The 26281-nt window shown below is 37.8% G+C and carries 16 protein-coding genes, 1 tRNA gene and 1 riboswitch; of the genes, 13 read left to right on the top strand and 4 right to left on the bottom strand.

Annotated elements, in window-relative coordinates:
* The first annotated feature begins 196 nt into the window (after positions 1-196).
* Positions 197-3247, top strand: a complete 3051-nt coding sequence (locus tag P0108_RS05810; protein WP_004111392.1) for a UPF0182 family membrane protein — start codon at positions 197-199, stop codon at positions 3245-3247.
* A 100-nt stretch (positions 3248-3347) separates the two neighbouring features.
* Here P0108_RS05810 and P0108_RS05805 read toward each other — a convergent pair whose 3' ends face one another.
* Positions 3348-4139: an ABC transporter permease gene (locus P0108_RS05805; RefSeq protein ID WP_076002793.1), complete on the bottom strand. Its 792-nt coding sequence runs from the start codon at positions 4137-4139 to the stop codon at positions 3348-3350.
* Between the two features lie 311 nt (positions 4140-4450).
* Here P0108_RS05805 and P0108_RS05800 point away from each other — a divergent pair, with 311 nt between their 5' ends.
* From P0108_RS05800 to mfd, 3 genes are all read left to right on the top strand, one after another.
* Positions 4451-5503: an ABC transporter substrate-binding protein gene (locus tag P0108_RS05800; protein ID WP_004111395.1), complete on the top strand. Its 1053-nt coding sequence runs from the start codon at positions 4451-4453 to the stop codon at positions 5501-5503.
* Between the two features lie 139 nt (positions 5504-5642).
* The gene (gene pth, locus P0108_RS05795; protein ID WP_004111397.1) at positions 5643-6242 is read left to right on the top strand and encodes an aminoacyl-tRNA hydrolase; all 600 of its coding nucleotides are present in this window, start codon (positions 5643-5645) and stop codon (positions 6240-6242) included.
* Complete coding sequence (gene mfd / locus P0108_RS05790; RefSeq protein WP_288231112.1) at positions 6232-9840, top strand: transcription-repair coupling factor; 3609 nt, start codon at positions 6232-6234, stop codon at positions 9838-9840. The genes pth and mfd overlap by 11 nt, the downstream gene beginning before the upstream one ends.
* 37 nt (positions 9841-9877) lie before the next feature.
* Here the strand turns inward: mfd and P0108_RS05785 are convergent, their stop codons facing one another.
* The 3 genes from P0108_RS05785 to P0108_RS05775 all read right to left on the bottom strand — a co-directional run bounded on the left by P0108_RS05785 (position 9878) and on the right by P0108_RS05775 (position 12747).
* Positions 9878-10615, bottom strand: coding sequence for an ABC transporter ATP-binding protein (locus tag P0108_RS05785; protein ID WP_119522876.1), 738 nt, complete (start codon positions 10613-10615; stop codon positions 9878-9880).
* A gap of 150 nt (positions 10616-10765) precedes the next feature.
* Positions 10766-11764 carry an ABC transporter substrate-binding protein gene (locus P0108_RS05780; protein WP_119522874.1) on the bottom strand — a complete coding sequence of 333 codons (999 nt, stop codon included), beginning with the start codon at positions 11762-11764 and terminating at the stop codon, positions 10766-10768.
* A 167-nt stretch (positions 11765-11931) separates the two neighbouring features.
* Positions 11932-12747, bottom strand: a complete 816-nt coding sequence (locus tag P0108_RS05775; RefSeq protein WP_473730859.1) for an ABC transporter permease — start codon at positions 12745-12747, stop codon at positions 11932-11934.
* A riboswitch (TPP riboswitch) is annotated at positions 12737-12861 on the bottom strand. (Overlaps the previous gene by 11 nt.)
* A gap of 210 nt (positions 12862-13071) precedes the next feature.
* Here P0108_RS05775 and eno point away from each other — a divergent pair.
* The 9 genes from eno to P0108_RS05730 all read left to right on the top strand — a co-directional run bounded on the left by eno (position 13072) and on the right by P0108_RS05730 (position 26065).
* Positions 13072-14367 carry a phosphopyruvate hydratase gene (gene eno / locus P0108_RS05770; RefSeq protein WP_004111411.1) on the top strand — a complete coding sequence of 432 codons (1296 nt, stop codon included), beginning with the start codon at positions 13072-13074 and terminating at the stop codon, positions 14365-14367.
* Positions 14368-14577: 210 nt separating this feature from the next.
* Positions 14578-15492 (top strand): L-lactate dehydrogenase, encoded by a 915-nt coding sequence (locus P0108_RS05765; protein ID WP_012914093.1) that lies wholly within the window; start codon positions 14578-14580, stop codon positions 15490-15492.
* A 258-nt stretch (positions 15493-15750) separates the two neighbouring features.
* The gene (folK, locus tag P0108_RS05760) at positions 15751-16251 is read left to right on the top strand and encodes a 2-amino-4-hydroxy-6-hydroxymethyldihydropteridine diphosphokinase (RefSeq protein WP_004119382.1); all 501 of its coding nucleotides are present in this window, start codon (positions 15751-15753) and stop codon (positions 16249-16251) included.
* A gap of 53 nt (positions 16252-16304) precedes the next feature.
* Positions 16305-17444: a dihydropteroate synthase gene (gene folP / locus P0108_RS05755; RefSeq protein ID WP_119522870.1), complete on the top strand. Its 1140-nt coding sequence runs from the start codon at positions 16305-16307 to the stop codon at positions 17442-17444.
* 190 nt (positions 17445-17634) lie between these two features.
* The gene (locus tag P0108_RS05750; RefSeq protein WP_119504393.1) at positions 17635-18108 is read left to right on the top strand and encodes an FtsB family cell division protein; all 474 of its coding nucleotides are present in this window, start codon (positions 17635-17637) and stop codon (positions 18106-18108) included.
* A 111-nt stretch (positions 18109-18219) separates the two neighbouring features.
* Positions 18220-19896 (top strand): DUF501 domain-containing protein, encoded by a 1677-nt coding sequence (locus P0108_RS05745; protein WP_473046752.1) that lies wholly within the window; start codon positions 18220-18222, stop codon positions 19894-19896.
* 42 nt (positions 19897-19938) lie between these two features.
* A tRNA-Leu gene (locus tag P0108_RS05740) sits at positions 19939-20022 on the top strand.
* A gap of 328 nt (positions 20023-20350) precedes the next feature.
* Positions 20351-21049 (top strand): hypothetical protein, encoded by a 699-nt coding sequence (locus P0108_RS05735; RefSeq protein WP_473046686.1) that lies wholly within the window; start codon positions 20351-20353, stop codon positions 21047-21049.
* A 186-nt stretch (positions 21050-21235) separates the two neighbouring features.
* Positions 21236-26065 carry a DUF4011 domain-containing protein gene (locus P0108_RS05730; RefSeq protein ID WP_119522866.1) on the top strand — a complete coding sequence of 1610 codons (4830 nt, stop codon included), beginning with the start codon at positions 21236-21238 and terminating at the stop codon, positions 26063-26065.
* Positions 26066-26281 lie beyond the last annotated feature (216 nt).

The following is a 26281-nucleotide window of genomic DNA, read 5'->3' as shown; positions in this document are numbered from 1 at the left end:
TTAACCTTATGTTGAAGCTCATCATAGAAGTAATTATTGGCATTATGTGGGTTGTTGCTGGTGCATATATGGCTAAAAATAATAAAAATAGTAAGAGCAGTGCGAGCAATAAAAGTAACAAAAATGTACAGACTATATTCTCAATGATGATGAGAAAGATAACAACAATAAGCTTAAGAATGAAAGAAATTGTTCTATGAAAGTTAATCTGAATTTTGCAAAATTTACTTATACTGCAAAAAAGTGGAGGTGGATTCTTGCGATAGTAGTGTTAATTGTCGCGTTTGCTGTAGCTGCAATATTTGCTCTCGCAAGGTTCATAACTGATTGCATGTGGTATTCGCAGCTTGGATTTGAAAGTGTTATTTGGATTCAGCTTGCAGCAAAAGTGGGCGTTTGGGTGCTTTATGCAATATTAATGTCTGCTTTTGGATACTTGTCTGCAGCTTTGGCAATAAAAGCGCGTCCAAGCAATGCAGATGGAACTTATATTCGAATTAAAGGCAATGTTATTGATTTAAAGCAGGGAATTAGTTCAAAGCTTGCTTTGCATGTTGCAGGAATTTTTTCATTGATTGTAGGCGCAGTATTTGGATTTAAATTCTACAATCATTGGGCGCAAATTTTGTTAATGTTTAACGCCCAACCTTTTGGCATTAAAGATCCGCAATTTGGAATTGACAATGGCTTCTATGTATTTGTGCTTCCAGGATTAAGGTTATTTATAAGCGCATTTGTGCTTTTATTGGTAATATCTCTTGTTTTCTCTATTATTACGCACATTCTTATGGGAGCAATTCGTTTTAGTATGCCTATCGATGGTAAAGGCATATTAAGTATTACAAAACGAGCACGTAGACAAATTTCTGTATGGTTTATGCTTGTGATTTTGACATGGGCACTTCAACAGATTTTAGACATGTTCGCTTTAGTAACTCTTGATGGATCTCGAATTACAGGCGGCTCATACACTGACATGAATGCTGGTGTTCCTGGAAGCATAGCAATGGCAGTGATAACAGTGTTAGTTGGTTCTGTTATTGCATTTTGGTTTATGAAATCTCATGCTTTATCTGTAGAAGCACCAATTTCAGTGCGTTTTAAAACAGCAATTAAGGCATGGAAAACACCAATTATTGCTTTAGCTTTTATGATTGTTTGCTCAATTGTTATATCTTTCGCTTGGCCGGCACTTGTGCAGCGATTTAAAGTTGCTCCTAATGCTCAGGAATTGGAAGCTACTTATATTCAGCGTAATATCGATGCAACAAAGTTTGCTTACGGGCTAAATAACGTAAAGAAAGAATCGTATAACGCTACTTCTAAAGGTAAATCAGGTGCATTATCAAAAGAAGCAGAGTCAACTGCGCAAATTCGTTTGTTAGATCCACAAGTTACGTCTCCAACGTTCCGTCAATTGCAGCAATCGAAGCAATATTACACTTTCGCAGATACGCTTTCAGTTGATAAATACGATATTGACGGTGTAAGTCAAGATACGGTTATTGCTGCGCGCGAGCTTGATTTAGCTGGCAACGATAATCGAAACTGGGTTAATGATCATACAGTTTATACGCATGGCTATGGAATTGTTGCAGCTTACGGAAATAAAGTAACAACAGATGGACAGCCACAATTTATGGAGTATGGTATTCCTGCTCAAGGCAAACTTACTAAGTCACAAAAGTATGAACCGCGTATTTACTTCTCACCAAATGCTCCTGAGTATTCTATCGTTGGTTCTCCAAAAGGGACATCTCCATGGGAGTTTGATTATCCGACTGGCTCTCAAGGTGCTTTAACTACTTTCAAAGGCAATGGTGGTCCAAGTTTAGGAAACTTCTTCTCTAAACTTTTGCATGCAATTAGATTTGAGTCTGATCAGATTCTTTTTTCTGACCGTGTGACTTCTGAATCTCAAATTTTGTATGATCGTGATCCTAAGACACGCGTGTCTAAGGTTGCTCCTTACTTAACTTTGGATGGTCGAGTTTATCCTGCAGTAGTAGATGGTCGCGTTAAGTGGATTGTTGATGGCTATACTACTTCTGATTCTTACCCTTATTCTCAAATGACTGATTTTGGTAAGGTAACTCAAGATTCCACAACAACAACTTCTCATTCTATTAAAGGGTTGACAAATCAGCGCGCAAACTACATTCGTAATTCTGTGAAAGCTACAGTTGATGCTTATGATGGATCTGTTGATTTGTATGTGTGGGATACGAAAGACCCTGTGATTAAAGCATGGCGTTCAATTTTCCCAGGTCATTATCATGACATTTCTAAGATTTCTGGCGATTTGATGAAGCATTTGCGTTACCCAGAAAGCTTGTTTAAAGTTCAACGTCACTTATTAGCAAAGTATCACGTCGATACAGCAAGCCAATTCTTCTCTGGAGAAGACTTCTGGCAGATTCCTGTTGATCCAACTGAATCTCAAAAAGCACAAAAAGAAGATATTTTGCAACCTCCATACTATTTGACTTTGCAAACTGGAGACGCAAAGAAACCAGTATTTTCGCTTGTTTCTACTTATATTCCGGCAGGTAAAAGTACTCGCGAAATATTAACTGGTTTCTTGTCTGTTGATTCAGATGCGGGGGATACTCCTGGAAAGATTGGTCCAAATTACGGTAAGATTCGTTTGCAAGAATTACCTAAGATATCTAATGTTCCAGGACCTGGTCAAGCTCAGAATAATTTCAACGCTAATGCAAATGTTTCTAAAGAATTGAATTTGCTTGAATCCGGTTCTACTAAAGTTAAGCGCGGCAATTTGATTACATTGCCTCTTGGCGGTGGGCTGGTTTATGTAGAGCCTGTTTATGTGCAATCTAGCGGTTCTACTAGCTATCCTTTGCTTAAGAAGGTGTTAGTTGCGTTTGGAGATCAAGTTGGATTTGCAGATACGTTAGATGAAGCACTTAATCAAGTATTTGGCGGAAACTCGGGCGCTTTGGCTGGAGATGCTTCTAATAATTCTTCTTCAAACAATGCTGCTGAAAATAATGAATCTAAGGATGCTGATTCTAAAGAAGGTACTTCTAAGGAAAATGAGTCTACGAATTCAGAAAAATCTCATTCTATGAGCCAAAAAGCTAAAGAAGCACTTAAACGTGCGGCTCAAGCATTAAAAGATTCTGATTCTGCTATGCGATCCGGAAACTGGGAAGCTTACGGAAAGGCACAAAAAGAGTTGAGCGATGCTATTAATGAAGCAATGAAAGAAGAATCAGGTAAGTAAGTAGGTTTTCGTTAATATATCAGTTTGTGAGTTACAAAAGTAGCGAATGTTACGTTATTTTCGTTACTTTTGTAGCTCACATGGGCTATTTTAATTCATTTCACAATTGGTTATCTGGATCCTCATCTTCGTCTGCTGAGCCAAGCAGAATTCTTTCACAAGCATTAACAATGCACATAAGAAGCGCAGTAAGAATTATTATTACTATTGTTGCAGAAAAAATAAGTGGTGTTCTAAATGAGTTATAAGCGAATTGAAGCCAAATTCCTAGCCCATCTTTGGCTCCCAAATATTCTGCAGTTGAAGCAGTTCCAAAAACATAAGCTGCACTAATGCGTATGCCACCAAAAATTTGGCGAGCTGCAACCCTTAATTTAACATGCCACAAAGTCCAAGTTCTACTTGCTCCACAAGTTAAAGCAACATCTGTATAAAAACTTGGAACAGCGTCAAGACCTCGTATAGTTTGCACAGCAATAGGGAACATGCTGAAAACCATTACTATTACAATTTTTCCAGATATTTCAAAACCAAACCAAATCAAAAAAATTGGCGCAATAGAAATTAATGGCATAGTTTGCGCTGCGCATAAAAGCGGGAATAAAGCAGATTTAACAAGCTTACAAACATGGAAAATAACACCTAAAAGAATTCCAACTACTATTGCAATAGAAAAACCGATAACTGTTTCTTGTGTTGTAATTAATGCTGCAGGTAATAGAGTTGGCAAAGAGTCAGCTGTTGATTGAGCAATTGAAGATGGTGTTGGAATCAAATTTTCCGAAATTTTATAATAGTCGCATGCATACTGCCAAAAAACAAGTAAAACTATTACAGAAAATACAGTTGGCAGGTATTTAATTAGCATACGTTTAAAACGCGATTGCGTCATGAAAACTCGATTCCTTTCTTTAAACGACTTCGATTGCTGCCCCAATCGAATTATTTAAAACTACAAATAGCATGTACATTCTATTAGAAACGCACAACTTCTGTGAGTTTAATAGTGTACGAGATTTTTTTTATTTGTCTATTTAATCATGCATAATCTAAATGTTTCGTGAGTCAATGTGTGGCAAACTGTAGCAGGTTGAATCTGCGCAGGGGCATTGAACGGCGCGGGCTAGGTCCTTTGTTACCGTTTTCTGCCGAGTTCGTGTCACTTTCCCAGAAGAACGGTACAAGAAACAAAGTAGGGAACTCATGAATATGCGTATTGTAAAGCGTACTCTTGCGTTTGTTCTTTCTGCGTGCTGCGTATTTTCTTTCTCGGCATGTGGATCTGCAAGTAGTAGTAAGAATGCAAATCTTCGTAAAGTGTCGTTTATGCTATTTTGGGCACCGGATACTAATCATATTGGTATTTATGTTGCTAAGCATAAAGGATGGTTTAAAGATGCTGGATTAGATGTCAATATACTTGCTGTTGCTCAGACTGGTTCGGAACACGCAGTTGATAGTGGTGTTGCTGATTTTGCTCTTAGTACTTTGACAAATGCTGCTGATTTTTCAACAAAGGGAGCAAATCTTGAGCAAGTTATGCAAGTTCAGCAAAAGCCAAGTGCTATTTGGTGTTCACTTGCTTCGAACAATAAAATTCATTCTCCAAAAGATTTTGATGGTCGTACTTTTGCAACTTTTGGTTCAGCTGAAGGTGATGCTGTAATTCGTAGGATGATTCAACACGATGGTGGTCAAGGTAAGTTCGACAAAGTGACTGTTGGAACTTCAACTTTTAGAACTCTTGAATCTGGCAAAGCTGATTTTGGTGGTTTTTACGGCACTTGGGAAGGTGTACAGTCTGAAATGTTTGGACCAAAGCTTCGCTGCTTCATGGAGGGCGACTACGGTGTACCAGGTCAGCCAGATACTATTGGAATAATCGCAAATAAGCGTACTGTAGCTAAAGACCCTAAGCTTGTTCGAGCATTTGTTAAAGCTGCAAAGCGCGGATATGAGTATGCTTATGAACATCCTGATGAGGCTTCTGAAATTCTTGTGAAAGAAGCAAAAGATGCTAATCTCGACATAAAGTTTGTTCAGCGTAGCATGAAGATGATTGTTGACGGTCAATATTGGGGCAATCGCGCGGATATTAAGAGCGGAAAATTTGTGTTCGGAACCACTGATGTTAAAGGCGCTCAAGCTTACTTTAACTTCTTAAGTAAGGAAGGTGCTTACACTGATTCTAAAGGCAAAGTAACTCATAAAACTCCGCAAGCAAAAGAATTGTCTACTGACGAATTTTTGAAATAAATAACATAATGACTTGAGTCTTGATAGAATAGGCTGAAGTATATAAGGGCGTATCGAGTAGTTGTAATTTTACGTTCAGCTACAATCGATGCGCCCGTTTTGTTGTTTTGCTAAATATTTGAATGGGGAGTGGTCTGCCATGGCATCGGATTTTTGGCTTATTGCTGGCTTGGGAAATCCTGGTACAAAATATGAGGGTACTAGACACAACATGGGTTTTATGGTTGCAGACGTTTTGGCACAACGTTGGTCAGTATCTCTTTCGGATCACAAAGGTTTAGCTAAACTTGGCAAAGGTGTTATGAATCTTGATGGTCGCGTAGCAAAGTTTTTCCTTGCTAAACCGTTGACTTTTATGAACGATTCTGGTGCTGCAGTATCTTCTATAAGCTCCTATTATCAAATAGAACCGGATCATATTGTGATAATTCACGATGATATGGATTTAGATTTTGGGCGCATTAAAGTAAAAGCAGGAGGCTCTGCTGGAGGACATAACGGTATTCGTTCTATCGATCGCTCTCTTGGTACTCCTCAATATTCTCGAGTGAGAATGGGTGTTGGTCATGCGCAGCGTGGTGCTCACGCGCACGATAATACCGTCAATTGGGTTCTTGGAGGTTTTGCTGCAGCTCAAAAATCCGATCTTCCAAACTTTTTAGCAGATGGTGCTGATGCTGCAGAAAGTATTATTTTCCATGGATTAGCAGCAACGCAGGAGAAGTTTAATGGCCGCTGATAGCAGGTCTAATACCAGAAACAACAAGAATGATAATACTGATGATATTTCAGTAATAAGCTTGAGAGATATTCTTAATGATTTATCAACTAAGGATTCACTTTTTAAAGCTTTATCTGAATATGATCTTGATGCGATATCTGATTATTGTTGCGAAAGTGCAAATAAAAATCGTAAAGATTTAGATTCAATAAGTGAAGATTTAACAATTTCTTCTCCTATTGGAATTCGTTCTGCTATTGTTGCTGCATTAGCTAAGAAAAAGCCAGTTGTTGTTATTGTTCCATCGAGTAGAGATGCTGAAGATTTTATTGCGTCTGTGCGTGATTGGTACGATGGTGATGCTCAAGACGTTGCTAAATTAGAAGCGTGGGAAACGTTACCTCATGAAAGGCTTTCGCCTAGGGCAGATACTGTTGCTAGCAGGATTGCAGTGTTTCGTAGGCTTTGTCATCCTGAAAATAACACATCACTTTTTGGTCCGATTCGCGTGTTGGTTATGCCTGTGCGATCGCTTATTCAGCCTGTAGTTGAAGGCATTGGTGATATAGATCCTCTGTTATTTGAGTGCGGAAAAGAATTAACTCTTGAATATGCTGTGAAACGTTTGGTAGAAAACGCATATACTCGTGTTGATTTGGTGATGGAACGTGGAGAGTTTGCTGTTCGTGGTGGAATTATTGACGTTTTTGCGCCAACGATGACACATCCTGTGAGAATTGAATTTTTTGGTGATGAAATTGATACTATAAAGCAATTTCATGCTTCTGATCAGCGTACTTATGGCAATAATATTTCAAGCATTTGGGCTACGCCTTGCCGTGAGCTTCAGATTACAGAAAAAATTTGCAAGCGCGCGCGTTCTCTTATTGGCGCAATTCCAAATGCTGACGATATGCTTGAATCAATCGCAAATTCTATACCTGTAGAAGGTATGGAGTCCTTGTTGCCTGCACTAGTGGATCGCATGGAATCAGTGCAAAATATGCTTCCGAAGGAATCTGTTATTATTCTATCTGATCCCGAAAAATGCCGTAGAGCTGCAGATGACGTAACTGCTACAGCTAACGAATTCTTAGCAGCTAGTTGGCATGTTGCTGCTTCTGGACACGGTTCTGGAGCTCCAATAACATTCGATCAAGCTAATTTCTTGGATTTTGATGAAACGATTTCATCGTTAGAATTGTCTAATCATGATGTATGGAAATTAACATCTTTTGGTGTTGACAATCAAATTTATGGAAATATTGCTTTGCCAGCATCGGCGCCACAAGAGTTTCGAGGAGATGAATCGAAAGTTTCTGGTGGTATCACTTCTCTTGTCGACAATGGTTTTGCTGTAACTATTACTGCAGCGGCTTCTGGTACTCTTGCACGCTTGAGACGCGCTATATATGCGACTGGTGTACATGAATTTACTACAGTGCGCTCAAGTATTTCGGATGGCTTCATTGACAATGCTGCGCGTATTGCGATTCTTACAGAGCGTGATCTGACAGGTAAATCTTCTGCATCAGCTCAACTAAAAACTCCAAAACGCAGGCGCAAAGCAATCGACCTAATGGAACTAAAGCCTGGTGATTTCGTGGTGCACGAGCAGCATGGTATTGGACGTTTTGTTGGTATGAAACAACGTAATATTGCTGTTTCGGGTGGTAGTGCAACTCGCGAATATTTAGTAATTGAATATGCTCCTAGCAAACGTAATGCTCCTAACGATAAGCTGTTTATTCCAACAGATCAGCTTGATTTAGTGAGTAAATATATTGGTGCAGAAATACCAAAGCTTAACAAGCTCGGCGGTTCCGACTGGGCTCAAACTAAAGCAAAAGCTAAAAAGCATGTTCATGAAATTGCTGAAAATCTTATTAAACTTTATTCAGCAAGGCAGCAATCTCGCGGATTTGCATTTAGTAAAGATACACCTTGGCAAAAAGAGTTGGAAGACGCATTTCCTTATCAAGAAACTGCTGATCAGCTTACAACTATTGACGAAGTAAAAGCAGATATGGAAAAGCCAATCCCAATGGATCGCTTAATTTGTGGAGATGTTGGTTTTGGTAAAACTGAAATTGCGTTACGTGCAGCTTTCAAAGCAGTGCAAGATTCTAAGCAAGTTGTTGTTTTAGTTCCAACGACCTTGCTTGTTCAACAGCATTACGAGACTTTTACAAATCGATTTGAAGGATTCCCAGTAAAAGTTGCTGCAATGAGTAGATTCCAAACTTCTAAAGAGATTGAAGAAACTTTAGCTGGATTGCAAGATGGAAGCATTGACGTTGTTATTGGAACGCATAAGCTTTTGAATCCTAGTATAAAGTTCAAAGATTTAGGTTTGGTTATTATTGACGAAGAGCAGCGTTTTGGTGTGGAACATAAGGAAACGCTCAAAGCTTTGCGCACAAACGTTGACGTATTAAGTCTTTCGGCAACGCCAATTCCTAGAACTCTTGAAATGGCTGTAACTGGTATTCGTGAAATGTCTACTCTCGCAACTCCTCCAGAAGATAGGCTTCCAGTGCTTACATACGTTGGTGCGTATGATAATTCTCAAGTTGCTGCGTGCATTAAGCGTGAATTGTTACGTGGCGGTCAAGTTTTTTACGTCCATAATCGTGTTGAAGATATTAGTTCTGTTGCAAGTAAGATTCAGGAGCTTGTGCCAGATGTCCGTGTTGCTATTGCTCATGGAAAAATGGGCGAGAAGCAGCTCGATGCTGTTATTCGTGATTTTTGGCATAGAGATATTGATGTGCTTGTTTGTACAACGATTATTGAAACAGGTCTTGATATTTCTAATGCGAATACACTTATTGTCGACCATGCAGATAGATTCGGTTTAAGCCAGTTGCATCAGTTGCGCGGTCGAGTAGGTAGAGGTCATGAGCGTGCTTACGCTTACTTCTTGTATGATCCTTCAAAGCCTATGACGCAACAATCTCACGATAGACTCTCAACAATTGCTCAGCATACTGCACTTGGTTCTGGTTTTGATGTTGCGATGAAAGATTTGGAATTGCGCGGAACTGGAAATTTGCTTGGAGATGAGCAAAGTGGCCACATTGAGGGTGTTGGATTTGATTTGTATGTTCGTATGGTTTCTGAAGCTGTTGAAAAATATAAGGAACCTGAAAGAGTTGAGCCTGTTTGTGTAACTATTGATCTTCCTGTTGAGGCTTCTCTTCCAGTTGATTATATTGCTTCTGACAAGCTTCGTTTGGAAGCGTACCGGAAGCTTGCTGCTGCTAAGGATAATAGTGATTTGCGAGAACTTCACGATGAGCTTCTTGATCGCTTTGGTAATCCGCCTGAAGAATTTGAGTCTTTGTGTGATGTTGCTCGTTTGCGTTTTAAAGCACGCGAGATTGGTATTACGCAAATCAGCTCTCAAGGAAAATCAGTGCGAGTTGTTGGCGTCGATCCAAAAGAGTCTGTGATGATGCGTTTGAAGCGTATTTATAGAGGATTGCAGTATCGTCCTCTTACTCATATGCTTATTGTTCCAGCTCCTTTTGAATCTTCACTCGGGTCTGGTTCAATGAGTGAATCAGATATTCTTAAGTGGTCTAAGCAATTACTTGAAGACTTAGCGTGGTGATTTGTAATATCTGTTGCAATATAAGTGTTAAAAATATTTATTGCAATGCCATGCGTAGTTCATCTTCTATTTCAACGTGATTATTTGGACGCTTTTGTGTATCAAGTTGGCTTCGATTAATATTCCAGTTTTTCTCGATGATTCCGTCTTTGATCATAAGAATTCTGTCAGAAAGTCTTACTGCTTCGGAAATATCGTGCGTGACCATTATTGTGGTCCAACCATGTTTCTGTCTTAGATTATCAAGCAAATCTTGCATGTCTAAACGAGTTAAAGCGTCTAATGCTCCGAAAGGCTCGTCTAAAAGTAGTAATTCAGGATTATGAACTAAAGCTCTAGCTAATGAGACTCGTTGGGCTTGACCACCTGAAAGTTCTGATGGCCATTTCGAACCATAATTATTAAGTTGCATATCGTTAAGAGCTTTTTCTGCAATAGATTTTAGTTCTGATTTGTTTCCTTGCATGCCGAAAACTACGTTCTTACTTACTGTTAGCCATGGTATTAATCTTGCATCTTGGAAACCTATTGCTTGATGTTGTGTGACGTTTATTGTTCCAGAATCAGGTTTGATTAATCCTGAAATAACTTTAAGAAGAGTGGTTTTTCCGCATCCTGAGCGTCCTATTAGAGATACGAATTCGCCTTTTTTAATATTTAGATTTATATCTCGTAATATTTTAGCGTTATTTTTAAAAGTCGCGCCAATATGTTCTAGAGTAACGCAGTAAGAGTTATCTTTAGTCGCATAGTTTTCTTCTATTTGAGTGTTCATATTTACTCCTACTGCGTTGCTCTAAATCATGTTTATATAATCTTGTTATATAACTTTGTTTTAATTTTGATTAATCAGTTATATGTTATTTTATTTTGATATTTAATTTTGTTTTTTATGAATATGTGTTTTATAGATAAATGAATTAATTTACTTTGTGCAATCCATTACAGAATCTTTCAAATTCTTTGGAGCTTGCTTAATTAAACCATATTTCACGTATTCTTTAGCCTGAGTTTCCATCATTTTCAAACCTTTTTCATCGATTGGACGAATAGTTGGATTGTCAAACTTTTCAATTTGCTTAATAATAGTTTCGCTTGCTCCGAGCTGCTTGTAAGCGTTTCCAATAACATTGTTTTCTTTATGAGACTTTTCTGCTTCGCGAACAAGAGCCTTGTACATCTTCTTAACAAGATCTGGATGCTTTTTGGCAAAGCTCTTAGAAACAATGTGAATAGTAACGTTCATATTGCCGTACTTTTTAGCATTTACAAGCAATTTTGCGCCTGGAGTTGTCATTGCTGCAGCAAGATTCTGATCGAATGAGGAAATTGCGTCAATCTGTCCAGAAGTAAATGCTGCCTGGAAGTTCTTAGGGCTCATCTCAACTTTGTTAACTTTAGAAACGTCTAAACCGCTTTTATCAAATGCGCGGTGAAGCATGTAATCGCCAGTATCACCGTTGTGAATAATAGCAACTTTCTTTCCGTATAAGTCTTTTAGTGTTTTCACGCCGCTTTTTGCGGATGCAACGATTCCTTGAGAATCACCATTGTAATATTCGAGCGCAAAAGCTACCCATGGTTGTCCTTCAGCAATCAAATCAATGAAGCGTCCGGTTCCAGTAGTTGTAGCATCTGCATTTCCGCTCATAACAGCAGTAAGACCATCAACTGGAGTGTAAGGACCAGTGTAAACTACTTTAGATTTACCAAATTCTTCTTGAAGGAATTTCTCATTTTTCAAAGTAGTTAAATAATTTGCTGTAGAAAGATAAGCAACTCTCATAGTTCCAGCATCTTCTTTTGAAGAAGCGTTTGATGATTTTTGTGAGCTTCCGCAAGCTGCAAGAGATACAGTTGCACAAGCAGCGCAGATTAATGCAATAATGCTCTTTTTAGAAAATCGCATTTTTAAATTAGCCATGATATATAGTTCCTTTTGTTTGTTGTTTTGTTTGTTGTTTTGTTTATCTGTTGTTTGTTTGGTTGTTATTATTTGGTTGTTGATTCTAAATATTGACTGATTCTTAAAAAGCAATTTAATGCATTTTAAAAAGTAGTTAACTTTAGAAAAATGTTGATACTACTAGATTATTGGCGTGATTTTCTATCTAATCTGCGTTCGGGTATAAGAAGATACTCTAATATGTTTGCAGTAAGCTCAGATCCAAGACCTGCAATTGCGTACATAATAACGCATGCCATCATTTGATCTGGCCTAAAGAATTCTTGCGCTCTTGAAAGAATGTATCCAATTCCAATAGAAGAATTGACTGTTTCGCAAGTCACTAATGCAACCCATGCTACAGATATTGCAAATCGCAAACCTGTCATAAAACTTGGAAGTGTACCGCGAAGCAAAATAGATATAAAAATAGTAGATTTTTTAACGTGATAAACCTGCGCTAATTCGAGAAGTTTCGGATCAATATTACGCACTCCGTCGCGAATATTAACGTACATAGGTCCAAAAACGCCAACAGCTATAAGCGCTATTTTCATCGTTTCATCTATTCCGAGGAAAATTATTAATATTGGAGCTAAAGCCGGGAATGGAATTGACCTCAACATGTGGCTTGGTTTATCAACTACAATATTGCCAAGCTTACTGCCTCCCGCAAGTACGCCTGCAGGAACAGCAAAAATAATTCCTAACAAAAGTCCTAAAAGAACTCGTAAAATACTTATTCCTAAGGATTTTAATAATATGCCTTCGTTGTTTAAATCAATAAAAGCTTGTATTACTTCATATGGGGATGGCAAAGAACGGTCTTCGGTTGGAGAAAGAGTTGTGAAAAACCACAAAACCAAAATGAGGATAGTTGAAATCCACACTTTACATGAAGATACCGCTTTAAATGCAATCTTCAATATGTTCTTCGCTTTATTAGGCGAACTGTAAGTCATGCGACAATCCCTTCGATAGTTTTAGCTATATCAGGTTCAACGAGTGTATTCTCAGCGCAACACTATATGTATTGTTGTTTGGCACGATGTAGTTGCGCACCCCGTGTCTGAGGTCATTATCACTTAAGGGTATGGACAAGTATATTTTAAATCGATATTTATAAACAATATTGCTTAAAAATATACAATTGGCTCATATGACTCGAGTTGAATCAAAATATTGTGAACGTTCACGGCATAAATACGCTGGTACTCAATATAACGTCCATAAAACGCACTAATCTTAAAAGAGTCATCACAACCCATAGGTATAAAGGAGTAGTTGTGGCAGCTATTGAAAGCGTATATGCACGCGAAATTTTGGATTCTCGTGGAAATCCTACTGTTCAGGTTTATTTGGAGACCGAAGATGGCGCTCAGGGTATTGGTTTAGTGCCTTCTGGTGCTTCTACTGGTGAGGCTGAAGCTTGGGAACGTCGCGATGGCGACAAGTCCCGTTATCAAGGCAAGGGCACGTTGGAAGCTGTTAAGGCTGTCAACGAGGTAATTGCACCTAAGGTTATTGGCATGGATGCCACCGATCAGCGCGCTCTTGATGAGACGATGATTGAGCTTGATGGCACGCCAAACAAGGGCAAGCTTGGTGCTAACGCAATTCTCGGCGTTTCCCTCGCTGCTCTCTACGCTGCTGCTGAATCCGCTCAGCTTCCGTTGTACCGCTACATTGGCGGCACCAATGGTCACATTCTTCCAGTTCCAAACATGAACATCATGAACGGTGGTGCTCACGCTGATTTCGCAACCGATATTCAGGAGTACATGATTTCTCCTTACGGTTTCGCAACCTACAGCGATGCTTTGCGCGCTGGTGTTGAGGTTTATCACACCTTGAAGAATGTTTTGAAGAAGGAAGGCTTGGCTACTGGTCTTGGCGACGAAGGTGGCTTCGCTCCAAAGATGAAGTCCAATGAGGATTCCTTGAAGTACATCATGGATGCAATTGCAGCCGCTGGCTACGAGCCAGGCAAGCAGATTGGTATTTCTCTTGACGTTGCTTCTTCTGAGTTCTACAACAAGGAAACTGGTAAGTATCGTTTCGATGGCGAAGAGCGCGAATCTGCTTACATGCTTGATTACTACGAGAAGCTCATCAACGAGTATCCAATCGTTTCCATTGAAGATCCATTCCAGGAAGAAGGATGGGATGATTGGGCAGAAATCACCAAGCGTCTTGGTGATCGTTTGCAGTTCGTTGGCGATGACTTGCTTGTCACCAATCCAAAGCGTTTGGCTAAGGGTATTGAGCTTGGTGCAGCTAACTCCTTGCTCGTGAAGTTGAACCAGATTGGTTCCGTTACCGAGACTCTCGACGCTATTGAGCTTGCAACCAAGAATGGCTTCACTTCCATGGTTTCTCACCGTTCTGGCGAAACCCCAGATACCACCATTTCTGATCTTGCTGTTGCTAAGAACACCGGCCAAATCAAGACTGGTGCTCCTGCTCGTGGCGAGCGTATTGCTAAGTACAACCGCTTACTTGAGATTGAGGAAGAGCTTGGTTCTACTGCTCAATATGCTGGTTACAGCGCATTCAAGGCTTGCAAGAAGTATATGAAGTAATATGCTAGAGCTTTTATAAGTTCTACGTAAGTCTTGTTTAAGATCTAGACTGTAGCATAAATCGGTCAGTCGCATTCGTGCGATTGGCCGTTTTTCGTATATTTTAGCGATTTTTTGAAAAAATATATAAATTTTTCTAACATTACTTTTATTCTCATCAAAATAGTGCTATTTTTTATGGAAAACTAAAAACGGAAGGAGATGTTTCATATGAGAAAAGTCGCAGTTATAGGCATGGGAAACGTTGGTGCAGCAGTAGCGCATCAACTTGTTGTTGGCGGTCACGCTGATGATTTGTACCTTTATGATACAAACGAGGCAAAGGTGAATGCCGACGCATTGGATTTTGAAGATTCAATGGATAATGTGCCTTTTAATGTTAATATTACGGTTAATGATTATGAAGCATTAAAAGACGTAGAGGTAATCGTAAGCGCCTTGGGTCACATAAAGCTTTTGGACGTTCCTCATCCAGATCGTTTTGCAGAGCTTAAGTATAATCGTAAGGAAGTTGCAGAAGTTGGTGCAAAGATTAAGGCTTCTGGATTCCACGGTGTTTTGATTGACATAACAAATCCTTGCGACGCTATTTGCCAGCTTTACAAGGAAGCTACTGGTCTTCCTTACGAAAAGATTATTGGAACTGGCACTTTGCTTGACTCTGCGCGCTTGCATCGTGCAGTAGGCAAGTTCTTTGGCGTGCATCCAAAGGCTGTTAAGGGATATAGCTTAGGAGAGCATGGTGATTCGCAATTTGTTGCGTGGTCCACAGTTAAAGTCTTTGAGCAGCCTATAACAGAGCTTATTAAAGAAAAGAACATGGATTTAGACGCTATTGATGAGGAAACTCGCGAAGGCGGATTTACAGTGTTCTACGGAAAGAAGTACACAAACTACGGTATTGGTGCTGCTGCAGTTCGTTTAGTGGATGCAGTTCTTTCAGATTCTAAAGAGCAAATGCCTGTTTCTAACTATCGCGAAGAATACCATTCTTATCTTTCTTACCCAGCAATTGTTGGTAGAGAAGGAATTGTTAAGCAATGCCAACTTGACTTGACTGAAGAAGAGTTGCAAAAGTTGCAGCATTCTGCAGATACAATTTTGAGTAAAGCTCAAGCAGAATAGATAAGTCAAAAAATAAAATAACTAAAAAATACTACTTTTGAATCTAAAATATTTTACAGATTTTAGATAAAAGCGTATTGGAAAATGTCGTTGTAGGTTTGATTGCTCTTCAAGAGTATTGAATTTACAGCGACATTTTTGTTATAAAAATTTTTGATATTAGCTTATTTATTATTTGAATTTATAAAGTTGGCTAGTCCTAACTGTTCATGATATATACTTTTAACTATAAATTGAATTATTTTTTTGGGGGGAAATATGATTTCTAGTGCATACATAAGTGTTGGAAGTAATATAGGTGATAGATTACTTAATTTGCGTCAAGCTGTTTCGCTATTGAAGCAAAATTCGCATATAAGCAATATTATCGTTTCTTCAGTGTATGAAACTGAACCAGTTGGTGACGTAGTGCAAGACAGTTTTTATAACATTGCTTTACGCTTGGACACTGATTTAACAGCTTTTGAATTGCTTGATTTTATTCATGATATTGAACAGCGTCTTCACAGAAAGCGCATAGTTCGTTGGGGTCCTCGAACAATCGATTTAGATATTATTGATTTTGGTGGTCAAACTATAAAAAGTGAAAATCTTACGATTCCGCACAAAGAAAGAGATAATCGCAGATTCGTATTAGTTCCTTTGCTTGAAATAAGCGCAGACGATGCTAATTATCATGAGCTCATCCAAGATAAGCTTAATAAAACTAGCGACACTAATTGGATTAATATTATTGAAAGTAGCGAAGTTTTTAATTAGTTTGGAATATAAATTTAGTTTTAAATATGAGGTTTTAGAAAGAAAGAATACAAATGCGAATTATTGAAAGCAATTTGGAGAATGCGTCTTCTAAAAGTATTGCAGATATAGCGTTGCTGCAGGATCTTTGTGTAAATCAAAAAATTTTATGCACGTGGGAAAATATTAGCGAAAACGATTTAAGCAAAGTAGCTGATTTTCTCGATCATTTTGATACAGCTATCAAAGTTTCCGAGTCTTCTATTGACTTCATTTTGCCGCTTATTGCTCTTAAACCTTTTATGCAAGAGTGCGAAAAAGCATGGTACGAAGATCAAGAATTACTTGCAAGTTTGCGCTCGCTATTAAAGCAAAAAGCAATTGTGTGGAATGCAGGGCGATTCTGCTTTGATACACTTGACAAGCCGATAGTTTACGCGATTTTGAATATTACTCCTGACTCATTCTATGATGGCGGCAAGTACCAAAGTGAAGACGAAGTAAATAGCCATATTAAAGAAATAGTTGAAGCTGGTGCTGATGTTATAGAAGTAGGCGGTCAAACTACAAAACCTGGCGGTTATTTAGAAATTACTCCAGAAGAGGAAATAAGTCGCGTTATACCTGCTATTAAGTATATTCACAAAAATTATCCTCAAATTGCTGTAGCAGTAGACACTTACAAGTTACCTGTAATGAAAGCTGCAATTGAAGCTGGCGTAGATATTATAAATGATGTTCGTGCGTTTGATTCTCCAGAAAAAGTAAAGCTTATGGCAGATTCTAACGTTGGATTAGTAACAATGCATAGCAATAGAGATACAGAATATGACAATTTAACAAAGGTTATGTGTCAATTCTTTAGCGATAATTTAAAAATGCTTGTTGATGGAGGAGTTGACTTAAATAGGATTATTCTTGATCAAGGAATTGGCTATGCAAAGGTTGCTGATGGTGAACAAGATTATGCAATGATGCGCAATATTAATCAATTGCATCGTTTTGGTCGACCAATACTGGTTGCGATTTCTAGAAAAGGCTTTGGTAAGAAGCTTTTTAATTTAGATAAAGAAGATCGTTTGCCTGTCACTTTAGTTGCAGAAACAGCGATGTTTATGGCTGGTGGACGTGTAATACGTGCTCATGATATTGCAGAAACAAAGCAATTAGTCGAAATGATCGATGTTATTAATAGAAATTACTGGTTTAAGTAGAAAAATTTGAATATTTTTTTGCAGTTTTGTTCGTCAGTTTTTTTAATTTTAATAACGAATAAATGTGAGTTACTGTAAATGTAGCGTGACTGTAAATGTGGCACAACAGCATTTTGCATCTAAAAGCGCGTAAGATACTAGCGGAATGTATGATGTTTTCACGTCGAATACATCAAGTAATTTAGAGAGTATGGTTATGAAAAAGCGTCGTAAAACAGCATTAGGTGAAGATGTAGCACCATTGCAACAGCGTCGACTACTTTCAGGACCACTTGTGTTTTTATTTATGGTTTTTGTAGTTACTGTTGGTTCAATTGAGTGCATTTCAACAGTTAGAAATTATGCGTTAAGCTTATCTGAGCTTCATGCACTTCAGCGTGAAGAAAGTGATTTACGTGAACAAAAACGTACGTTGGATAATAATATTGACCGATGGAAAGACAAAGCATACGTTACCGCTCAAGCTAGAGATCGTCTCGGCTTTATTTTTCCCGGTGAGCAGGCTGTTCGCGTAGAGCATCCTGAAGCAGTAACTGGAAAAGTTTCGAATGAATTTGCTCAAGAAAATAGCGAAACTAAGACTCATTCAGTCTTGCCTTGGTATAGTGACTTAATGTATGCAATACATAAAGCAGACAAACCAGATACTGTGCCATCTTTATAACATATAAACTGATAAAATATATAAACTGATAAAGTAAAAGATTATTTATTTGTAAAACAGCTTTAACAGGAGTAGAAACGCATGGCTAACAGCCAAGAAAGTTCAGATAAAATGCAGAACAGTAATAAGAAATATATTCCAGAAGAAGCTGTGAAACGTTTATTTACTACACCTGCAAGTGATGCTGAGCGTACAATTGTTGAAAAGCAACTTGGAAGATTCCCTAGAGGAATGGTAGCTGTTGGTGCGCGTTGCGTTTGTGGTAGACCTCTTGCTGTTATTACTAGACCATGCTTAGAAGATGGCACACCATTCCCAACTACATGCTACCTTACCTGTCCTGAAGCTGTAAAAGCGGTGTCTCGCGTCGAAGCAGACGGTATTATGCGAGAATATAACGAGCTATTACAATCGGACGAAGATCTAAAGAAACAATATGAGCGTGCACATAAGTATTATTTGGAATTCCGTCATGAATTAGCTGTGTCTTTGGGGGATAGTGAAGAGCATATTAGTCAGATGAGCGCTGGTGGAATGCCAGTTCGTGTTAAATGCTTGCATGCTTTGCTTGCGCAAACATTGGTAATGGGCAAAGGTGTAAATCCTATTGGTGATATGGTGTTAGAGCGCATTAAAGATGAGTTTGATCCTAAAGTGTGCCGCTGTACTACTCCGTGGAGCGATGATGCATATGCTACTGAAACGGAAGTTGTTGTGGAAGACGAAACGGTTGCAAAAGATAAAACTGCAGAGGGCGAAGCTGTGAAAAGTGACACGACTACTTGTGCAGAAAAAACAGTACAGGTTGCCGCAATTGACTGTGGTACGAATTCTATTCGACTAAAAATTGCGCAAGTTTCTGAGCATGGGATGAAAGATATTGTGCCTCGTATGCTTCGCGTCGTTAGACTAGGTCAGGGAATTGACGAAACTCATCGTTTCGCAGATGACGCTTTGGAGCGAGTGAGGGATGCTGCGCACGAATTTGCGCAAGTTTTGAAAGAACATCCAGTTGATGCGATTCGTTTTGTGGCAACTTCAGCTACACGAGATGCTGAAAATCGTGAGATCTTTGAACAAATGATGATTGATGAGCTTGGTGTTCGTCCTGAAGTTATTAGTGGTACTGAAGAGGCAGCTCTTAGCTTCCTTGGTGCAACAAGCGTTGTGTCTCGCGATGAGTTGCAGCCACCGTATCTCGTAGTTGATTTAGGTGGAGGTTCTACTGAGTTAGTGCTTGGAGGGGATGGGGACTGCTTGCCGGCGCACAAGGTTTCTGCAGCATACTCCATGAATGTTGGTTCTGTTAGAATGACTGAAAGGCATTTGCATACTGATCCTCCTACGGAAGAGGAAATTCAAGCTGCGATTGAAGATATTGACAAGCATATTGATGATGCTTTCAAAGTTGTCCCTGCAGGGCGAGCTCGTACTATTATTGGCGTTTCTGGAACTGTGACAACTATGGCTGCTTTGACTATGGGATTGCAGCATTATGATCATACTGCTGTCGATGGTGTGCATATTGGATTAGAGCAGGCTTATGCTGTTAATAATCGCTTTTTGCGTATGCCTAGGGACTGCAGGCGCACGTATGCGACGATTCACCCAGGGCGTGTGGATGTTGTCGGCGGTGGAGCAGTGATTTGGAGCCGTGTGTTGGAGAGATTAGCAAAAGCTGCGTATGAGGATCACGGTGGGGTTTTGGATACGTTTGTTGCAAGTGAGCATGGTTTGCTTGACGGAATTACGCTTGATTTGGGAAGAAAGTTACTCGCCACACGCTGAGCTTGTTCTTTGCTTAGATATATGGCATAATAAGTGATTGCTGCCTCTGTGGCGGAATTGGCATACGCATCAGACTTAAAATCTGACGCCCTTACGGGCTTGTGGGTTCGAGTCCCACCGGAGGCACAAACAAAGCGCTGCACAGTTTTTAGCTGTGTGGCGCTTTTTGCTTTTTGAGTTTTGGGTAGTCTATGCTTGGGTTGTGTTAAAATTCCACTGTGATTTGTTAGCGCAAATCCATATAATACATTGATATTTATTAGGATTTATAATGATTCGTGATAATAATTGTGCACTAGGGAAGTGCAGTAATGTTCTTCATTCTAAATATAGAAAGTTTCGTCGCTTAAGCTCACTTGCATTCATAGTACTAATTTCTTTTTCTATGGTTTGTTTTAGTGGATGTGCGGATTCAAATGCAGAATTTAAATCATTACAGAAAACTTGCGAGAATTTGAAAGTTAAAGTGAATGCTGCGAGTAAGGCTCTAGAAGATGCATTAAATGATGCAAAAAATAAAACTGGTCAAATTTCTTCTGATGATGTAGAAGATTCGTCAGTATTGGATAACTTAAATTCTGTATTGGATGAAGCTAAGAATGTAGATTTCCCTACTATTTCATGCTTAGCAGATAATAAAGATGACATTAAGAAATCAAATAAAGAACTTAATGATCAGCTAAAAGTGTACAAAGATAAAATAAAAGAACTAGAACAGGTTTCTAATGATGTTCAGGATTCATATAGAAAACATGTTTTTAGTGAAGCGAAAAAAATTGCGGATGATGCAGTAGGTAAAGTTAAAGATCCTAAAGTGATTGATGACCTTAATGCAGCAATAGACAATGGTGATATTGATGCAATTCCTGATGCTGTAAAAGCTGTTAATGAAAGCATCGAGGCAAAAAATAAGGAAGATGAGGAAGCTCGTAATGCAGCTCAACAAAAACGTCCTCCGGTTGTCAAGCATAAGCAGCCTGTAAATAATAACGTTCCTCAGCAGTCTCAGGATGATCAACCTTCGGCATCTCAAAATTATGTACATCCTGGATCTTTCTGTTCAGAAGAAGGAGCTACTGGTATAACAACTAAGGGAACTCCAATGGTATGTAGAAGCCGTGATGGCGATAGACCTCGTTGGGGTAGACAATAGATTTGCTCTAAGAATATTTGAATATTAATTTTTTGAAGGACAGTAGTCTTTGCTGCTGTCCTTCAAAATTATTTATAGATTATTTTTTTTTTTAAAACTCTGCTTTTGTAGATAAAAAGAAAGTATTTAGAGTTAAAATTATTCCAATTGAGTTGTTACCAACGTTGCTTGTGAGGTAAAGAGCAGATGGAAGCCAAACAATTAATTGAGTTATCTAAGCGTATAGATAAGTGGGCAGAACAATTATTGGATACTGGCAAGCGAAATAATCTTGTAAGTTTTAAAGATCGTAAATTATCTACTTTAGAAATATTAAAACCAAGTGCCGAAGAGATTTTCCAAGAATTTTCTTCAGATAATCCAAATCCTTTTACAATATTTGATCCAGCGCAGATTCTTGACGATGAGAATAATGATTATGACGATTCTTTTGTGTCAGATACAAATTCAGATAGTAGAGAAAATAAACGTATTTATAACAAAAACGATTTTCTTAATAGATTCTCTAATGAAATAAGTTCCTCACAAGTTCTTGCGTATAGCACTTACGGTAAGCCTGTAGCTGCTGCAAGAAATATTATGAAAACTTCCAATGAAATTATGAAAGAAACCGGTATAAATGTTGCGTATATAGCATTTGGATTTATTCATTGGAAAGATACTAATTACGCTGATACTGTCCGTTATGCTCCTATACTTTTAATTCCTATACAGATAACAAATAAATCTCTTACTGATCCGTACATAATATCTGTACTTGATGATGAAATTCTCATAAATGAAACATTTTCGCTCAAAGTCAATAACGAGTATGGCATAACTCTTCCGGAATATAAAAATGGAACAACTCTAGAAGAATATTTTGAAAGTGTTCAAGATTTAGTTTCTAAATTAGGTTGGGAAATAAGTAAAGAATGTAAGATCGGACTTTTTTCTTTCGCAAAAATAAATATGTATATGGATCTTAAGAATAATAAAGATAAGATTCTTAATAATTTAATTGTCAATAAGCTTTTAGGTGGTTCTGCAGATTCTTATGATGAATCTGATGAAGATATAGATGAGTCTGAGGCTGGTAAGGATTCAATAATTGATTTATGCAATGTTGTTGACGCTGATTCTAGCCAAATTGATGCTATAGAAATGGCTAAATCTGGTAAAAGCTTTGTTTTGCAAGGCCCTCCAGGAACTGGTAAAAGTCAAACAATAACAAATATCATTGCTGAATGTCTTAATGATGGCAAAAAAGTATTATTCGTTTCAGAAAAACTTGCTGCGCTAAAAGTTGTATATAACAAAATGCAGCAGACAGGTATTGCTGACTTCTGCCTTCAACTTCATTCAAATAAAGCCAATAAGAAAGATGTTATTAAAGATATATGTAATAACTTCGATATTCAAAAGAATGAAATTAATCAACTAAAAGTTGATGAGGAAATAAATGTTAAAGTAAAAGCAAAAGAGAAATTGGATTCTTATGATTACAATCTCCACAAAATAAATCCTGTAATTAATAAGAGTTTATATGATTTATATGAGCGTCTTGCAAAATTTGATGAAAATGCTGATATTATATGTGAGGTTCAAGATATATCTAAATTAGGAACAGATTATCTAGATACTGCTACTAATCTTTTAACAGAATATGTGGATTATCTTCCTACTATAGGGTATGACTACCGTGATAACCCTTGGTACGGATATATAAATCAGAACATTTCTTTGCAAGAAGAGATGCGAATAAAAAGTAGTATTTCTTCTTTAGTTGACGCACTGCGAGAATTGATTACTGTAACAGGTGTTATGTCTGAAAGATATAACATTAGCTGTAAAAGCTTTAAGGATTCTGTTTTTTGGGGTTATTTCTTTAAATTCATTGGTGAATCGTTATTGATTACTCCTGCTCTTTTAAACAGGCAGAATTTTAATATTGCCTATGATTCTTTGCAAAAATTGAAGGCGCTAAGTGATGAGATACATGTTTCGTTGCAAAAGATGTCTGATTACAATGATGGCATTTATAAGTTAGATGGTTTAAAAAATCTCAACGATTTGAAACATCTTAATAGTGCAATATCTAGAATTTTTAACTCTGATTATAAAAAGATTGTTTCTGATGTACGACTATGCAAAAAAATAGGCAAAAAGATTAAATATGATGAGTTAGTTCTTTTAATGGAAACTCTATCAAATTATCAGAAAGCAGTTAGTGAGTACTATTATATCGAAGCTTCTGTTAAATCAATGTTTGGTTCAGCGTATAACGGTATTGAAACTAACTGGGATTATGTAAGCGAACAAATGAATACGCTTGCAAATATGCTTTCTAATGAACACTCATTTGAACCGTTAGAAAAGTATTCAAGCTTCTTGTCTGAGAGTAAAACGTTCATTGAATATTCTAATCAAATTTTCAATATACTAAATGAAAGTAATGTTCAAAATTTCGATTATATTTTCAATAATTTTGATAGGGGAATTGTTGATTTTCAGTCTATTTCGCTTGATGATGCTAAATCTAAACTTGAGGATTGTCTTTCATCATTTGATCAATTGCGCCAATGGTGTGGATTTAGAGAATTACTTAATAAAATTAAGAAATTTGGAATGCTAAAGTTTATTAACGATATTATAGAGAATAATGTTAATAAAGACAGTATTGTTGGAACTTTTAAGAAGCAGTTCTATTTGCAATGGATTGACTTACTTATTAGGCAGAATAGTTCTTTGTCGCAATTTAGTAGGCTTTCTCAAGATAGGGCAGTAAAAGAATTTGCAGAGAAGGACATTGAGCAGTTTAAAATAAATCGAATAAAGTTGCGTGAGAAGCTTTCATCTGCATGCCCTGAGTCTAATTACGCTGCATCTGGAAGTCCTTTAAGTATACTGTTGCGCGAAAATAAGAAATCAAGAAGCAAAAAGAATATACGCGAACTTATTAAAGAAGCTGGAGAGCTTGTTCAGAAAGTTAAGCCATGTTTTATGATGTCACCGCTGAGCGTTAGCACGTATCTTGACTATGACTCTATGAAATTTGATATTGTAATATTTGACGAAGCTTCACAGATGTTTCCTTGGGATGCGATTTGCGCAATAAGTCGTGCCAAGCAAGCTATTATTGTTGGTGATTCTAAGCAAATGCCACCTACTAATTTCTTTAGCACTGTTATAAATAATAGTGAAGATGATGACGAAGATGATGACGATATAAGAAGCTTTGATTCTATATTAGACTTAGCTTCTGTTGTTTTGCCGCAGGTCAGATTAATCTGGCATTATCGTAGTCGCTGTGAGCAGCTTATTGCATTTTCTAACAAGAATTTTTATGATAATAAGCTTATAAGTTTTCCATCTGCTCAGTCTGATTCTGAGGGTCTAGGAATTGATTATTACTATGCCAATGGAGAATTTGATCGTTCTTCTCATAACAATAGGAAAGAAGCTGAGTACGTTGTTGATTTGATTTATAAGAACATTGATAAATATCCTAATAGAAGTTTGGGTGTTGTTGCATTTAGTCAAAGTCAGCAAAATCTTATTGACAAATTGTTGTTTAGGAGGCGTCAATCTACTCCAGAAAAAGAGTTTTTCTTTGATGAGAACAAAGAGGATGCGTTCTTCATAAAGAATCTTGAAACTGTTCAAGGTGATGAGCGTGACACTATTATATTCAGCATTGGCTATGGTCCTGATTCTAAAGGTATACTTTCGCTTAATTTTGGACCTTTAAATAAAGAAGGTGGCGAAAGACGCTTGAATGTTGCTGTTACAAGAGCAAAATATAATATTCAAGTTGCTTCTTCTATGCATGCTACTGATATAGATCTAAGCCGCACGAAATCAGAAGGTGTTAGACTTCTGAGAGAGTATCTTGATTTTGCTGAAAATGGTGAGATCGCTTTAGAGCGCAATGAGAGTGTAGGAAACATAGATCAGTTTGATTCAGACTTTGAATTTGAAGTGTGTGAATTCTTACGAAATCATGGGTTCTCTGTAGACACACAGGTAGGATGCTCTGGATTCAGGATTGATCTTGGATTAAAGATTCGCAATAGTTCCGACTATGTTTTGGCGATTGAGTGTGATGGTGCTACATATCATTCGTCCAAGAATGCTCGTGATCGCGATAGGCTTCGACAGACTATTTTGGAAAATATGGGTTGGAAATTCTATAGAATTTGGTCGACTGAGTGGTTTAGAAATAAACTAGTTGAGCAAGAGAAGCTTCTGCATGTTGCTAATGATGCTGTAAAAATTCAGTATATTCATGAATTTAATTCTGATGATAGTAACTTGGAGCTATCTAATGAAGGTAAGGTTTCATCTAATCCCAGCTCTGATGACATGCACGTTCGAGATTCCGTTCATGGTAAGCATGTTACGCATGCAGATTTTTCTAATAAATACGAAGAAAATATGAGCAGTTTAAAAGAAAAGTCTGCAAAAAATCTTTATGATATTACGCAACCTGTTGTTAATAATCATTTTTCTTTTGAAAAATATAAGATGGCTAGCAGTACTAAAGATTGTAAAGATATTTTTGACAAGCATAAGAGCATAGGTTTCAAAGAAATTGTTAAGGATATTCTAGAAGTTGAAGCTCCTCTTTCAGAAAACCTTCTTTTGCAGAGAATTGTTTGGTATTTCCAGCGTGAAAAAGTTTCTTCAGCTGTGCAAAAAAGTTTTGACATAAAAATGCGAGGCTGTGAAGATTTTGGCATCATTCGTCGTAATGGTTTTATGTATTTAAAGGATGCCCATATTGCTTTCAGATTGCCTGGTGATATTCTCCGCGATTTTAAGCAAATTGCACCTGAAGAGATTGGCGAAGGAATGCTTGAGATTATTAGCAAAAATGTTAGTGTGGCAAAGGATGGTTTATATCGCTTTATGATTGGGCAATATGGAAAGAAGCGGTTAGGAAGATCTGATACTGAAGCTTTAGATAATGCTTTGGATATGTTGCTGAAATCTGGCAAAATCGTAGACGATGATGGTCAAATAAGATTGAGTTAATATGTGAGAGACCATATCGCAGCATGCAATCTGCGCGAGTGTCTCAAAACCAACGAAATGAGACATTGGTGCAGAAACGGTACTGCGTTACTGTCGGAAAGCAGGCAGATCAGACGAGCGTGGGCAACTTGTTATACGCTGTAGGTTTGGGGGAATGACCAGATTCCGCTTACAGTTTCAGTTTGTCAGTTTTCGCTTACACGCTTATGTTGACGG

This window comes from Gardnerella sp. c10Ua_244 (assembly GCF_055818055.1).
This window is presented reverse-complemented; position numbering and strand designations above follow the sequence as displayed.